A 14,050-nucleotide genomic window follows, 5' to 3' on the forward strand; every position below is an offset into this window, starting at 1 on the left:
AGAGCAGCGGTGAGTCCCAGGGACGTACCCGTCACGCGTCCGCCCGAGCCGTGGCCAGCAACTCCTCCGCATGCGCGCGGGCCGTCTCCGAGTCCTCCTGTCCGGCGAGCATCCGGGACAGCTCCCGAACCCGTTCCTCGCCCTCCAGGACCTTCACACCGGACCGGGTGACGGACCCGTCGTTCGTCTTCTCGACCAGCAACTGCCGGTCGGCGAAGGCGGCGACCTGAGGCAGATGGGTCACGACCACGACCTGCGCGGTCTTCGCGAGCCGCGCGAGCCGCCGCCCGATCTCGACCGCCGCCTTGCCGCCGACCCCGGCGTCCACCTCGTCGAAGAGATATGTCGGCACAGGGTCCGTTCCCGCGAACACGACCTCGACGGCCAGCATCACGCGCGAGAGCTCACCGCCGGACGCGCCCTTGGCGATGGGCCGCGCCGGCGCCCCCGGATGCGGGGCGAGCAGCAGCTCGACCTCGTCGACACCAGCAGGCCCGTACGCGACCGCGCGACCGCCGACCTCGACACCCTCGGGGTCCTCGGTCTGCCGGATGGCGAAGGACACGCGCGCGTGGGGCATCGCCAGCGAGGCCAGCTCTGCGGTCACCGCGGCGGCAAACCTCTCCGCGGCATCCGTACGCGCATCTGTCAGCGCCTGTGCCAGCCCGCCCAGTTCGGTCCTGAGCGCGTTGCGCTCGGCGGTCAGCTCGTCGATGCGCTCGTCGTCGCCGTCCAGTTCGGTGAGCCTCGCGGCACTCTGCTCGGCCCAGGTGAGCACGGTGGCGACGTCCGCGCCGTACTTCCGCGTCAGCGCGGTGAGAGCGGCCCGCCGCTCCTCGACGGCCGACAGCCGTAGCGGATCGGCGTCCAGGTCGTCGGCGTACCCCGCCAGCTCCCCGGCCACATCGCCCAGCAGGATCCCGATCTCCCCGATCCGGTCGGCGAGCGCCGCCAGCGCGGGATCGTGCGACCGTACGGCTTCCAGAGCCCGCTGAGCGCCCGCCACGAGCGTCGCGGCATCGATGCCCTCGGGGTCCTCGGGGTTCCCGGCGAGGGCGGCATGGGCGGCCGTGGCGGCCGACGACAGCGCCTCGGCGTGCCCGAGTCGCTCGGCCTCCTCGGCCAGCTCGACGTCCTCCCCTGCCCGAGGCTCCACGCCGGCGATCTCGTCGAGCCCGTACCGCAGCATGTCGGCTTCCTGGGCCCGCTCACGCGCACGCGTGACGATCTCGTCCAGTTCGACGGAGACGGCCCGCAGCCGCCGGTAGGCCTCGGTGTACTTGGCCAGCGGCACGGCGACGGCATCACCCGCGTACCGGTCGAGCGCCTGCCGCTGCCGGGTCAGCTTGAGCAGCCCCTGCTGATCGGTCTGCCCGTGCACGGCGACCAGCTCGTCGGCGAGCTCGGCGAGCACCCCCACGGGCACGGACCGCCCACCCAGGTGCGCCCGGGACCGTCCTTCGGCGGAAACGGTACGGCTGATCAACAGCGCCCCGTCGTCGAGCTCCGCCCCGGCCTCCTCGGCCCGTACGACGACGGAGTCGCCGGCGGACACAGTGATCCGTCCCTCCACCACCGCCTTCTCGGCCCCGATCCGCACGAGCGCCGCGTCGGCCCGCCCGCCGAGCAGCAGCCCCAGGCTGGTGACCACCATGGTCTTGCCCGCACCCGTCTCACCGGTGACAGCGGTGAACCCGGGCGACAACTCGACGACGGCGTCATCGATGACTCCGAGCGATCGTATCCGCATCTCTTCCAGCACGGTGAAGACCTTACGAGGTCGGGAGGACGAGATGCGAGGCCCCCTGTCACTCGGGCGAGTGGAGGTTTTCAAGGGGCGCGGGGCTGTATCGATTTGCGGCTCCGCCGCGCGGGCGCGAGCAACCACGAACAACGTGCACCCGCGCACGCTCCGCAACCAGCCCCCACGGACGGTTAGTGCGGCGCCCCCCGCCATCCGGAAACGGGCAACGCGAACTTCGCCACGAGCCGGTCGGTGAAGGACGCATGATGCAGCCGAGCCAACCGCACCGGCACGGCCCCCCGCCGTACCTCGACGCGTGCCCCCGGCGGCAACTCGAAGGTCCGCCGCCCGTCACACCACAAGACACCCGGCGGAATGTGAGGCAACAACTCCACGGCCAGCACCGAGTTCGGCGAGGTCACCAACGGCTTCGCGAACAACGCATGCGCGGAGATCGGCACCATCAGCAGCGCCTCCACCTCGGGCCACACCACAGGCCCACCCGCGGAGAACGCGTAGGCCGTGGACCCGGTAGGCGTGGACAGCACGATCCCGTCACACCCGAAGCCCGTCACCGGCCGCCCGTCGATCTCCAGCACGACCTCGAGCAACTTCTCCGCGCCGGCCTTCTGCACGGCCGCCTCGTTCAGCGCCCAGTCCGTGTGAACGATGTCCCCGTTGCGGTGAACGACGACATCGACGGTCATCCGCTCCTCGACCTCGTACGCCTTGGTCACCACCCGATCGACGACCTTGTCGAGATCGTCCCGCTCGGCCTCCGCGAGGAACCCCACGCTGCCCAGGTTGACGCCCAGCATCGGCACCCCGGACGCCCGGGCGAACTCGGCGCCGCGCAGCAGCGTCCCGTCGCCGCCGAGCACGATGAGCAGCTCGCACCCTTCGAGGCACTGCGGAGTCGCCTCCTTGACGAGTTCCACCTCGGGCGGCAGCGGCAGGTCGGCCGCCTCGTACTCCAGGACGCGCACGCCGATCTCCGACTGCATCAGCCCCTTGACGACCAGCTCGGCACTGCGAATGGCCGCGGGCCGCCCGGTGTGGGCGAGCAGGAAAACAGTACGAGCTCGGTTCTGGCTCAACGCGGCCCCTCCGCAACTGCACGGTCGACATCGGCCGGGTCCAGGACGGGCGCCCCGGCACGCAGCCACAGAAAGTATTCGACATTTCCCGAGGGGCCGGGCAACGGACTGGCCGTGACCCCGTTCACCCCGAGCCCGAGTTCCGCCGCCTTCGCGGCGACACCGCGCACGGCCTCGGCCCGCAGCTGCGTGCTGCGTACGACTCCCCCACTGCCCAGCCGTTCCTTACCCACCTCGAACTGCGGCTTCACCATCATCACCAGATCGGCGTCCGGCTTCACGCACCGCACCAGGGCGGGCAGTACCAGTCCGAGCGGGATGAAGGACAGATCCCCCACGACAAGATCCACTGGTTCCCCATCGATCGCTTCGAGCGTCAACTCGCGTACGTTCGTACGGTCCTTGACGGTGACGCGTTCATCGCTCTGAAGAGACCACGCGAGTTGTCCGTAGCCGACGTCGACGGCGACCACGTGCGCCACCCCCGCCCGCAGCAACACATCGGTGAAACCGCCGGTGGAGGCCCCGGCGTCCAGTGCCCGCCGCCCCTCCACCACAAGCCCCTGCGGCACGAACACCTGAAGGGCGCCCGCGAGCTTGTGCCCACCCCGGGACACGTAGCCGGGATCGCTGTCGTCGCTCTGCACCACGATCGCGGCCGCGGTCTCCACCTGGGTGGCGGACTTGGTCGCGACGGTCTTGCCGACGGTGACCCGCCCGGCCGCGATCAGCTGGCCGGCATGCTCGCGCGAGCGCGCCAGCTTCCGGCGGACCAGCTCCGCGTCCAGACGGTTGCGTGCGACTCCTGCCACGTTCGGTTCAGCTCCTAGTGCCATACGAGGGTGAGGGCGCCCTCTGGTCATACGACGGTGAGGGCGCCGGAGGTCCCGGGCGGGCGTCGAGCGCGGTGAGCGCGTCGCGCAGCCCCCGGTGTACATCCTCGTACACCTCGATGTGTCCGTCCGTGGCGAGGTGGTCGGCGTCGCCCAGCCGCTCCAGCTGCGCGTCCACCTCGGCGTTGCCGGTGGGGGTGCGAGGGACGTTCAGAGGGGCGGGGGCAGCCGGGTCGTACCCGGCTTCGACCGGGACCTCTTGTGAAGGCTCTGGAACTGCGTCGCTCATGCCCAGACGCTACCCCGAACCGCTGGGGTACCGTCGATCGCGATGGCCACGATCGAGGAGTGCCGCGCAGCACTCGAAAAGCTCTCCGACAACATGCGGAACGCCGAGGGGGACACCGCCACGGCGGCGTCCATGGACCGCTCGGTGAGCTGCCGTATCACCGATCTCGACGTCACCTTCGTCGGCCGGATGACCGGCGGCCGGATCGTGGTGCACGACACCCTGCAGGGCCCTCCGAAGGAGAAGGCCCAGATCAGGCTCACCATGTCCGGTGACGACCTGGTGGCCCTGGTGAACGGCGAGCTGAACTTCGCCAAGGCCTGGGGCTCGGGCCGGGTGAAGCTGGAGGCGGGCCTGAGGGACCTGTTCCAGCTCAGGAAGCTTCTGTAGCGGCCTCCACGCGCGCGCGTGCCTTGCGCGCTGCCGGCACCACCAACGGCGTCCCCGTCTCCGGGTCGTCGATCACCTGGCAGCGCAGCCCGAAGACCTCCTCGACCAGCTCGGCCGTGACGATGTCGTTCGGGCGCCCCTCGGCGATGATCTTCCCGCTCTTCAGTGCGATGAGATGCGTGGCGTACCGGGCGGCGTGGTTGAGGTCGTGCAGAACCGCCACCAGCGTGCGGCCCTGCTCCTCGTGCAACTCGGCGCAGAGGTCGAGGACGTCGATCTGGTGCTGGATGTCGAGGTAGGTCGTCGGCTCGTCGAGGAGCAGCAGCGGGGTCTGCTGGGCGAGCGCCATCGCGATCCACACCCGCTGCCGCTGACCGCCGGACAGCTCGTCGACGTACCGCTCGGCGAGTTCCGCGACCCCGGTCTGCCGCATGGACTCCTGTACGACCCGCTCGTCCTCGGTGGACCACTGGCGCAGGATGCCCTGGTGGGGGTAGCGGCCGCGGCCGACCAGGTCGGCGACGGTGATCCCGTCCGGCGCGATCGACGACTGCGGGAGCAGACCCAGAGTGCGGGCGACCTTCTTCGCCGGCATCGACTGGATGACCTGCCCGTCGAGCAGCACCTTGCCCTGGCTGGGCTTGAGCATCCGCGAGAGGGCCCGCAGAAGCGTGGACTTACCGCACGCGTTGGGGCCGACGATCACCGTGAAGGAGTTGTCGGGTATCTCCACCGACAGCTGCTCGGCGATGACCCGCTGGTCGTAGGCGAGGGTGACGGTGTCGGCGGACAGGCGGTTCACGGTGCTCCTTGGGTTGTTCAGTCCGCTGGTGAGGATGGTCTCGGCGCTCATATCCGGCCCGCCCTGCGCTCGGTGACCAGGAGCCACAGCAGATAGACGCCGCCGAGGACTCCGGTGACCACGCCGACGGGCAGCTGGTCCGCGCCGAAGACCTTCTGCGAGACCCAGTCGGCGGTGACCAGGAGGGTGGCGCCCATGCACAGGGACGGCACCAGGTTGGGGCCGGGCGAGCGGGTGAGACGGCGGGCCAGCTGCGGAGCGGTGAGCGCGACGAAGCTGACCGGTCCGGCGGCCGCGGTGGCGGCGGCGGTGAGCAGGACGGCGGCGACCAACAGCAGCAGCCTTACGCGTTCGACACGCACCCCGAGGGCGTTCGACACGTCGTCGCCCATCTCCATCATCCGCAGCCCGCGCGCGTTGGCGAGGACGAGCGGGACGAGGACGGCGCACAGCCACAGCAGCGGCCAGACCTGCGTCCAGTCCCGGCCGCTGAGGGAGCCGGTCATCCAGACGACCGCCTGGGCCGCCTCGGTGAGGGTGGACCGGGTCAGCAGATAGCCGTTGACCGCCGTGACGATCGCGGAGACACCGATACCGACCAGGACCAGCCGGTATCCGTGCACGCCCTGCTTCCAGGCGAGGAGATAGATGGCGAACCCGGTCACGAGTCCGCCCACGAGCGCGCCCAGGGTGACCTGGGTCGCGCTCCCGGAGAACAGCACGATCATCGTGAGCGCCCCGGCCGTCGCCCCCTGGCTGAGCCCGAGCACGTCCGGACTGCCCAGCGGATTGCGGGAGATGGCCTGGAAGAGCGCGCCCCCGAGCCCGAGCGAGGCGCCGACCAGGAGCCCGACGAAGACCCGCGGCAGCCGCAGCTCGTTGATGATGAACTCCTGCCCCGCGTTGCCGTTCCCGAGCAGCGTCCTCAGCACGTCCCCGGCCGGGATCGGGAAGTCGCCGGTGCCGATCAGCACGACGCTCGCGGTGAGCGCGGCCAGGAGGATCAGGCCGACGACGACAGTGGCCCGGACGTCCAGCCGCAGGGAAAGCCCGCCGGGGGTCCTGATGGCTCGGTTGGTCCTCACAGCTGCGCCGTCCTCCGCCGTCGTACGAGAAAGATGAAGACCGGACCGCCGACGAGCGCGGTGACGATGCCGACCTGGAGCTCCGCGGGCCGCGCGACGAGACGCCCGATGACGTCGGAGCCCAGCAGCAGCACGGGCGACAGGATGGTCGCGTACGGCAGGATCCAGCGCAGGTCGGGGCCGGTGAAGGAGCGCACGATGTGCGGCACCATCAGGCCGACGAACACGATCGGTCCGCAGGCGGCGGTCGCGGCCCCGCACAGCACGGTCGCGGAGAGCATGGCCAGCGCCCGGGTGCGGTTGAGGTTGGCGCCGAGTGCCTTGGCCGTGTCGTCGCCCATCTCCATCGCGTTGAGCGGCCGGGCCAGCGCGAGGGCGAGGAGCGAGCCGGCCGCGAGGAACGGCAGCACCTGCAGGATGGTCGAGTTGTTCGCCGAGGACAGCGAACCGACCGTCCAGAACCGCATCTTGTTGAGCGCCTGGTCGTCGGTGATCATCACGGCCTGGAGATAGCCGTACAGCGCCGCGCTGATCGCCGTACCGGCCAGCGCGAGCCTGACCGGGGTGGCGCCACGGCTCCCGCCCAGGAACCAGACCAGGGCGCCCACCGCGGCCGCACCGAGAAAGGCGAACCAGACGTAGCCGCTGAGCGAGGTGACACCGAAGAAGGTGATCGCGGTGACGACCGCGGCGGACGCGCCCGCGTTGATGCCGAGCAGCCCGGGGTCGGCCAGCGGATTACGGGTGAGCGCCTGCAGCACCGCTCCGGACAGACCGAGAGCGGCACCGGCCAGCAGGCCGAGGACGGTCCGCGACAGCCGGTCGGCCACCACGACGTCGCCATAGGTCCCCGTGTCCTGGAACAGGCCGTGCCAGACCTGTTCCACGGACAGCCCTTTCGCCCCGACCGCGATGCTCGCCGTGGCGACGAACACCAGGATCACGACGGACACGAGGAGTCCAACGACTCGTATCGCCCGGCGGGTTGGGGGCGCGGGGGCGGTCTCCGCGCGCTGTTCGGGAGGACTGTCGACCAACACGCAGTTAGGTTAGCCTACCCTGCCAACCAGCCACGATCCCGAGGGCCGAACGTCCCCGGACTCACAGGAACGCCTGCCCGCCCCCTACGACTCACAACCCCAGCCTGGCGAGCGCCTTGCCCCCGTCCAGCTCGCACACACCGTCTCCGGCCGCCGTCCAGGCCGCCGCGCACAGCGCCCGCAGCCCGTCCAGGGCCTCGCCGTCACCGTCGAGTTCCAGTCGCTCCTCGTCGGCCCTCGCACTCCAGCCACCGCACCGGAAGCCTTCTCCCGCCTCGGTGACCTCGGGCTGCCCGGTGAGCATCCCCCGCAGATCGGCGTCCACATAGGTCGGCCGGTGCTGCGGCGGCGCGGCCAGCAACTGGGCGCCGTCGGTGACGCCGGTGAGCACGAGGAGCGAGTCCACCTCGCCGTTGAACGCGCCCTCGATGTCCGTGTCCAGCCGGTCCCCGACCACCAACGGCCGATTCGCACCGGTCCGCAGGATCGTCTCGCGGTGCATGGGAGGCAACGGCTTGCCCGCGACCTGCGGCTCGGCACCGGTCGCTATCCGCACGACCTCCACCGCGGCTCCGTTGCCCGGTGCGATCCCCCGCCCGCTCGGAATCGTCAGGTCGGTGTTGGACGCGAACCAGGGCACCCCACGCGCAACGGCATAACTGGCCTCTGCGAACCGCCCCCAGGGCAGGTCCGGCCCACCGAAACCCTGCACGACCGCCGCCGGATCGTCGTCCGCCGACTCCACGGGCTCAAGGCCCCGCTCGCGCAGCGCGACCCGCAGCCCCTCGCCACCGATGACGAGCACCCGGGAACCGGCCGGCACCTGCTCGCTGATCAGCCGCGCGACCGCCTGGGCGGAGGTGATGACGTCATCGGCGCCCGTCGGTATCCCCAGTTCGGTGAGGTGCTCGGCCACGGTGTCGGGCGTGCGCAGCGCGTTGTTGGTGACGTAGGCGAGGTGCATACCTCCCTCGCGCGCGGTGGCGAGCGAGTCGACGGCGTGCGCGATCGCGTTCCCGCCCGCGTACACCACTCCGTCGAGGTCGAGCAGCGCGGTGTCGTACGCCTTGCTCAGCGCCTGCCCACTGCCCTCGGGCCTCGTCCTCGCGCCCTGGCTCATTCCGCATCGCTCCTCGTTCGACGGCTTTCCCCCGATCATCCCCCATGCCACTGACACCCGTACGATGCCGGGATGAACACAGCAGGTCACCCGGAAGCAACGGCGCGCCGAGGCCTGGAACTCACCCCGTTCCGCGGCCTGCGCTACGACCCCGACCGGGTCGGCAGCCTGGCCGCCGTGACATCACCGCCGTACGACGTCGTGGTCCGCCCCGACGGGCTGCACCAACTCCAGTCCAACGACCCGTACAACATCGTCCGGCTGATTCTCCCGCAGGCGACGACACCCGCCGAACGCAACGAGCAGGCGGCCCGCACCCTGCGCGGCTGGCTCTCCGAGGGCATCCTGACCGCTGACCCCGAGCCCGGCCTGTACGTGTACGAACAGCGCGACGGAGCCGGTCTGCTTCAGCGCGGGATCATCGGCACCCTGCTCCTGTCGGAGCCGTCGGAGGGCGTGGTCCTGCCGCACGAGGACGTCATGCCGCACGTCGTCGCCGACCGCGCGGCCCTGATGCGCGCCACCTCGGCAAATCTGGAGCCCCTGCTCCTCACCTACCGCGGCAACGGCGCGGAGTCCGTCACGACGACCGCAATCGAACGCGTGGTCGACCAGCCCCCGCTCCTGGCCACCACCACCGAGGACGGCTACCGCCACCGCCTGTGGTCGATCACCGACCCTGCCGAAGTGGCCGGCATCCGCTCGGACCTGGCCCAGCACCAGGCCCTCATCGCCGACGGCCACCACCGCTGGGCGACCTACCGCCGTCTACGCGCGGAGCACCCCTCACCCAGCCCCTGGGACCACGGCCTTGTCCTCCTCGTCGACACGGCCCGCTACCCTCTCCGCGTCCGAGCCATCCATCGCCTGCTGCACGGCATCCCGGTGGCCCGGTCTCTGGCGCTCCTCGACGGCCTCTTCCGCGTACGGCGCCTCGACGTGGCCCTGGACGAGGGCCTGGACGCCCTCGCCGACTCGGCCTGCGCGGGCAACGCCTTCCTCCTCGCCGGAGACGGCGCCTTCCACCTCGTGGACCGCCCCGACCCGGGCCTCCTGTCCCGCACGGTCCCCACGGACCGCCCCACCGCCTGGCGCACCCTGGACGCCACGGTCCTGCACGCCACACTCCTCGCCCACGTCTGGCACGTCCCCGAGGACGACCCCGCCCGCATCGCCTACATCCACGACACGGCCGCGACGGTCGAGAAGGCGGAACGCGACGGCGGAACAGCCGTCCTGATGCACCCGGTCCGCGAGGAGGTCGTACGCGACCTCGCCCGCCAGGGCGTCACGATGCCCCGAAAGTCGACGTCGTTCGGCCCGAAGCCGGCGTCGGGGCTGGTCCTGCGCGCACTGGACGTATGACGCACGAAGGGGCGGGATCCCGGGATCCCGCCCCTTGTTCACTGCTTCACTGCTTCACTGACCGCGCGTATCAGTCCTTGAGGTCGCCGTCTTCGGCGACTTCGCCCTCTTCGTCGTCCACTTCTACGACCTTCTCGGCGGCCTCGCTGTCGGCCTGCTCCTCAGACTCGTCGAAGGCGTCCACGAACTCGACCCCGTCCAGCTCGGCGAGCCGGTCGGAGGCGTCCGTGCTGCCGTCCTTGTCGGACTCCACGGCCTTGGCGAACCACTCCCGCGCCTCACTCTCCCGACCGGCCGCGAGCAGCGCGTCGGCGTACGCGTACCGCAGCCGCGCGGTCCACGGCTGCACCGAGTTGGAAGCCAGCTCGGGACTCTGCAGCGTCACGATGGCCGCGTCCAGCTGCCCCATGTCCCGCCGGGCACCGGCGACGACGAGCCGCATCTCCACCTGTCCGGCCTTGTCGAGCTTGTGCACCTCGGGCGCCCCGGCCATGTCCAGCGCCTTCTCCGGCCGCCCGAGCCCACGCTCGCAGTCGGCCATGACCGGCCACAGCTCCACGTTCCCGGTCATCCGCCGTGCGGCCCGGAACTCGGCGAGCGCCTCGCTGTACTTCTGGTTGGCGTACGCCGCGAACCCGGCCGCCTCTCGTACGGCGGCGACACGAGACGCCAGCCGCAGGGCCACCTTGGAGTAGCCGTAGGCACCCTCGGGGTCCTCGTCGATGAGCCTGGCGACCATCACCAGGTTCTTGGCGACATCCTCCGCGAGCCCCTTCGGCAGGCTCTGGAGCTCCTGCCGTACGTCCTTGTCGATCTCGTCGCCCGTGACATCCTCGGGGATCGGCAGCCGCTTGATCGGCTCACGATCGCGCTCCCGTTCGTCGCGGAAACGCCCGCCGCCGCGCCGATCGTCGCCACCGCGCCGGTCGTCCCGCCCACGGAACCCGCCGGGGCGCCCACCACGGTCGTCCCTACGGGGCCCACCGCGCCCGCCACGGTCGTCACGCCGGTCGTTGTCCCGGCGGAAGCCGCCCCGGTCGCTCCGGTTGTCGTCACGCCGGAAGCCGCCCCGGTCGTCCCGGTTGTCGTCACGCCGGAAGCCACCGCGGTCGCCTCGGTTGTCGTCACGCCGGTCGTTGTCACGCCGGTCGTTGTCGCGGCGGAAGCCACCACGATCACCGCGGTCATCGCTCCGGCGGTCATCCCGCCGATCGTCACGGCGCTCGTAGCTGCCGCGGTTGTCGTCGCGGCGGAAGCCACCACGGTCGTTGTCGCGGCGCTCTATGCGCTCGCCTCGGTCACCACGGTCGCCTCGGTCGTCACGGCGGAAGGCAGGCCGGTCACCATCGCGTCGGAACCCACGGTCGCGGTCGTCGCGGCGCGGACCGGTCGGCCGGTCGTCGCGACGGAACGCGGGGCGAGGCCCACGATCGTCCCCACGAGGGCCGCGGTCGCGATCGTCACGCCGGCCGTAGCCGCCACCACGGTTGTCCCCACCACGGTTGTCGCCACTGCGGTTGTCGTCACGGCGGAAACCACCACGATCACCGCGGTCGTCTCGGCCCGCGTGCCCGCCGCCGCGGTTGTCGTCGCGGCGGAAGCCACCACGGTCGTTGTCGCGGCGCTCTATGCGCTCGCCTCGGTCACCACGGTCGCCTCGGTCGTCACGGCGGAAGGCAGGCCGGTCACCATCGCGTCGGAACCCACGGTCGCGGTCGCGGTCGTCGCGGCGCGGACCGGTCGGCCGGTCGTCGCGACGGAACGCGGGGCGAGGCCCACGATCGTCCCCACGAGGGCCGCGGTCGCGATCGTCACGCCGGCCGTAGCCGCCACCACGGTTGTCCCCACCACGGCTGTCCCCACCACGGCTGTCCCCACCACGGCTGTCGCCACTGCGGTTGTCGTCACGGCGGAAACCACCACGATCACCGCGGTCATCGCTCCGGCGGTCGTCACGGCGGTCATCCCGCCGGGCATAGCCACCACTGCGGCTGTCGTCACGGCGTCCGTAGCCGCCACCGCGATTGGCGCCGCGCTCACTGCCGCCACGGTCGCCGGCACCGCGGTTGTCGTCGCGGCGGAAACCGCCACGGTCACCACTGTCCCGTCGCCGCTGGTCGCGCTCCGGTCGGTCGTCGGGAGAGTTGGTGGACATGGTGACTCCTGTCTTCGGTACTGCAAGCATTCTAAAAACAAAAGGACCCCTGGTCCCAGCTGAACGCTGGGACCAGGGGTCCTCCAAATATTGTTCGGCGGCGTCCTACTCTCCCACAGGGTCCCCCCTGCAGTACCATCGGCGCTGTAAGGCTTAGCTTCCGGGTTCGGAATGTAACCGGGCGTTTCCCTCACGCTATGGCCACCGAAACCCTAATGGTTTCGAGCGAACAAGCACACTTTTCTGTTATGCGTTCCAGCTCAAAGCCGACAACGGTCGTTGCCTCAGAACTAACACAGTGGACGCGAGCAAATATGGACAAGCCCTCGGCCTATTAGTACCGGTCACCTCCACCCATTACTGGGCTTCCAGATCCGGCCTATCAACCCAGTCGTCTACTGGGAGCCTTAACCCCTCAAAGGGGGTGGGAATACTCATCTCGAAGCAGGCTTCCCGCTTAGATGCTTTCAGCGGTTATCCCTCCCGAACGTAGCCAACCAGCCATGCCCTTGGCAGAACAACTGGCACACCAGAGGTTCGTCCGTCCCGGTCCTCTCGTACTAGGGACAGCCCTTCTCAATATTCCTGCGCGCGCAGCGGATAGGGACCGAACTGTCTCACGACGTTCTAAACCCAGCTCGCGTACCGCTTTAATGGGCGAACAGCCCAACCCTTGGGACCGACTCCAGCCCCAGGATGCGACGAGCCGACATCGAGGTGCCAAACCATCCCGTCGATATGGACTCTTGGGGAAGATCAGCCTGTTATCCCCGGGGTACCTTTTATCCGTTGAGCGACGGCGCTTCCACAAGCCACCGCCGGATCACTAGTCCCGACTTTCGTCCCTGCTCGACCCGTCGGTCTCACAGTCAAGCTCCCTTGTGCACTTACACTCAACACCTGATTGCCAACCAGGCTGAGGGAACCTTTGGGCGCCTCCGTTACTCTTTAGGAGGCAACCGCCCCAGTTAAACTACCCATCAGACACTGTCCCTGATCCGGATCACGGACCCAGGTTAGACATCCAGCACGACCAGACTGGTATTTCAACGACGACTCCCCCCGAACTGGCGTCCGGAGTTCACAGTCTCCCAGCTATCCTACACAAGCCGAACCGAACACCAATATCAAACTGTAGTAAAGGTCCCGGGGTCTTTCCGTCCTGCTGCGCGAAACGAGCATCTTTACTCGTAGTGCAATTTCACCGGGCCTATGGTTGAGACAGTCGAGAAGTCGTTACGCCATTCGTGCAGGTCGGAACTTACCCGACAAGGAATTTCGCTACCTTAGGATGGTTATAGTTACCACCGCCGTTTACTGGCGCTTAAGTTCTCAGCTTCGCCCGACCGAAGTCGGACTAACCGGTCCCCTTAACGTTCCAGCACCGGGCAGGCGTCAGTCCGTATACATCGCCTTACGGCTTCGCACGGACCTGTGTTTTTAGTAAACAGTCGCTTCTCGCTGGTCTCTGCGGCCACCCCCAGCTCGAGGAGCAAGTCCTCTCACCAGTGATGGCCCCCCTTCTCCCGAAGTTACGGGGGCATTTTGCCGAGTTCCTTAACCATAGTTCACCCGAACGCCTCGGTATTCTCTACCTGACCACCTGAGTCGGTTTAGGGTACGGGCCGCCATGAAACTCGCTAGAGGCTTTTCTCGACAGCATAGGATCATCCACTTCACCACAATCGGCTCGGCATCAGGTCTCAGCCTTGTGTGCGACGGATTTACCTACCGCACGGCCTACACCCTTACCCCGGGACAACCACCGCCCGGGCTGGACTACCTTCCTGCGTCACCCCATCACTCACCTACTACCACCTTGGTTCGGCGGCTCCACCACTTTCCATTCCCCGAAGGGTCCGGAACGGCTTCACGGCCTTAGCATCAATAGGTTCGGTGTTTGACGCTTCACAGCGGGTACCGGAATATCAACCGGTTATCCATCGACTACGCCTGTCGGCCTCGCCTTAGGTCCCGACTTACCCTGGGCAGATCAGCTTGACCCAGGAACCCTTAGTCAATCGGCGCACACGTTTCCCACGTGTGTATCGCTACTCATGCCTGCATTCTCACTCGTGAACCGTCCACCACTGCCTTCCGGCGCGGCTTCACCCGGCACACGACGCTCCC

General features: G+C 69.0%; 11 protein-coding genes, 2 rRNA genes and 1 pseudogene (1 of these 14 cut by a window edge). 2 read left to right on the forward strand and 12 right to left on the reverse strand.

Features of this window, described 5'->3' with window-relative positions; translation table 11 throughout:
• Nucleotides 1-31: 31 nt before the first annotated feature.
• The 4 genes from recN to QF027_RS11330 all read right to left on the reverse strand — a co-directional run bounded on the left by recN (nt 32) and on the right by QF027_RS11330 (nt 3,963).
• Nucleotides 32-1,750, reverse strand: coding sequence for a DNA repair protein RecN (recN, locus tag QF027_RS11315; protein ID WP_307074270.1), 1,719 nt, complete (start codon nt 1,748-1,750; stop codon nt 32-34).
• A gap of 185 nt (nt 1,751-1,935) precedes the next feature.
• Nucleotides 1,936-2,841: an NAD kinase gene (locus QF027_RS11320; RefSeq protein ID WP_057614516.1), complete on the reverse strand. Its 906-nt coding sequence runs from the start codon at nt 2,839-2,841 to the stop codon at nt 1,936-1,938.
• Nucleotides 2,838-3,653, reverse strand: coding sequence for a TlyA family RNA methyltransferase (locus QF027_RS11325; RefSeq protein ID WP_306983545.1), 816 nt, complete (start codon nt 3,651-3,653; stop codon nt 2,838-2,840). Before QF027_RS11325 ends, QF027_RS11320 begins: the two co-directional genes overlap by 4 nt.
• Nucleotides 3,654-3,660: 7 nt before the next feature.
• Entirely contained in the window at nt 3,661-3,963 is a 303-nt protein-coding gene (locus QF027_RS11330; protein ID WP_307074272.1) for a hypothetical protein, read from the reverse strand.
• A 42-nt stretch (nt 3,964-4,005) separates the two neighbouring features.
• Between QF027_RS11330 and QF027_RS11335 the strand changes: the two genes are divergently transcribed.
• Entirely contained in the window at nt 4,006-4,353 is a 348-nt protein-coding gene (locus QF027_RS11335; RefSeq protein WP_306983540.1) for an SCP2 sterol-binding domain-containing protein, read from the forward strand.
• Here the strand turns inward: QF027_RS11335 and QF027_RS11340 are convergent.
• From QF027_RS11340 to QF027_RS11355, 4 genes are all read right to left on the reverse strand, one after another.
• A complete protein-coding gene (locus QF027_RS11340) occupies nt 4,337-5,206 on the reverse strand; it encodes an ABC transporter ATP-binding protein (protein ID WP_307074274.1) in 870 nt (289 codons plus the stop codon). The two genes, QF027_RS11335 and QF027_RS11340, sit on opposite strands and share 17 nt — an antisense overlap.
• A complete protein-coding gene (locus QF027_RS11345) occupies nt 5,203-6,240 on the reverse strand; it encodes a FecCD family ABC transporter permease (protein WP_307074275.1) in 1,038 nt (345 codons plus the stop codon). Before QF027_RS11345 ends, QF027_RS11340 begins: the two co-directional genes overlap by 4 nt.
• Entirely contained in the window at nt 6,237-7,280 is a 1,044-nt protein-coding gene (locus tag QF027_RS11350) for a FecCD family ABC transporter permease (protein WP_307074276.1), read from the reverse strand. Before QF027_RS11350 ends, QF027_RS11345 begins: the two co-directional genes overlap by 4 nt.
• A gap of 91 nt (nt 7,281-7,371) precedes the next feature.
• Nucleotides 7,372-8,400 (reverse strand): HAD hydrolase-like protein, encoded by a 1,029-nt coding sequence (locus QF027_RS11355; RefSeq protein ID WP_307074278.1) that lies wholly within the window; start codon nt 8,398-8,400, stop codon nt 7,372-7,374.
• A gap of 72 nt (nt 8,401-8,472) precedes the next feature.
• Here QF027_RS11355 and QF027_RS11360 point away from each other — a divergent pair, with 72 nt between their 5' ends.
• Nucleotides 8,473-9,765 carry a DUF1015 domain-containing protein gene (locus tag QF027_RS11360; protein WP_307074280.1) on the forward strand — a complete coding sequence of 431 codons (1,293 nt, stop codon included), beginning with the start codon at nt 8,473-8,475 and terminating at the stop codon, nt 9,763-9,765.
• A 70-nt stretch (nt 9,766-9,835) separates the two neighbouring features.
• Here QF027_RS11360 and QF027_RS11365 read toward each other — a convergent pair whose 3' ends face one another.
• The 4 genes and pseudogenes from QF027_RS11365 to QF027_RS11375 form a co-directional block, all read right to left on the reverse strand.
• Nucleotides 9,836-10,612, reverse strand: a complete 777-nt coding sequence (locus QF027_RS11365) for a tetratricopeptide repeat protein (protein WP_306986745.1) — start codon at nt 10,610-10,612, stop codon at nt 9,836-9,838.
• Nucleotides 10,613-10,630: 18 nt separating this feature from the next.
• Nucleotides 10,631-11,950 (reverse strand): annotated as a pseudogene (locus QF027_RS49580) (hypothetical protein); the annotation flags it as partial.
• A 62-nt stretch (nt 11,951-12,012) separates the two neighbouring features.
• Nucleotides 12,013-12,129, reverse strand: a 5S ribosomal RNA gene (rrf, locus tag QF027_RS11370).
• A gap of 105 nt (nt 12,130-12,234) precedes the next feature.
• Nucleotides 12,235-14,050 (reverse strand): 23S ribosomal RNA (locus QF027_RS11375) (it continues 1,305 nt past the right edge of the window).

Source organism: Streptomyces canus (assembly GCF_030816965.1).
Classification (GTDB): domain Bacteria; phylum Actinomycetota; class Actinomycetes; order Streptomycetales; family Streptomycetaceae; genus Streptomyces; species Streptomyces canus_E.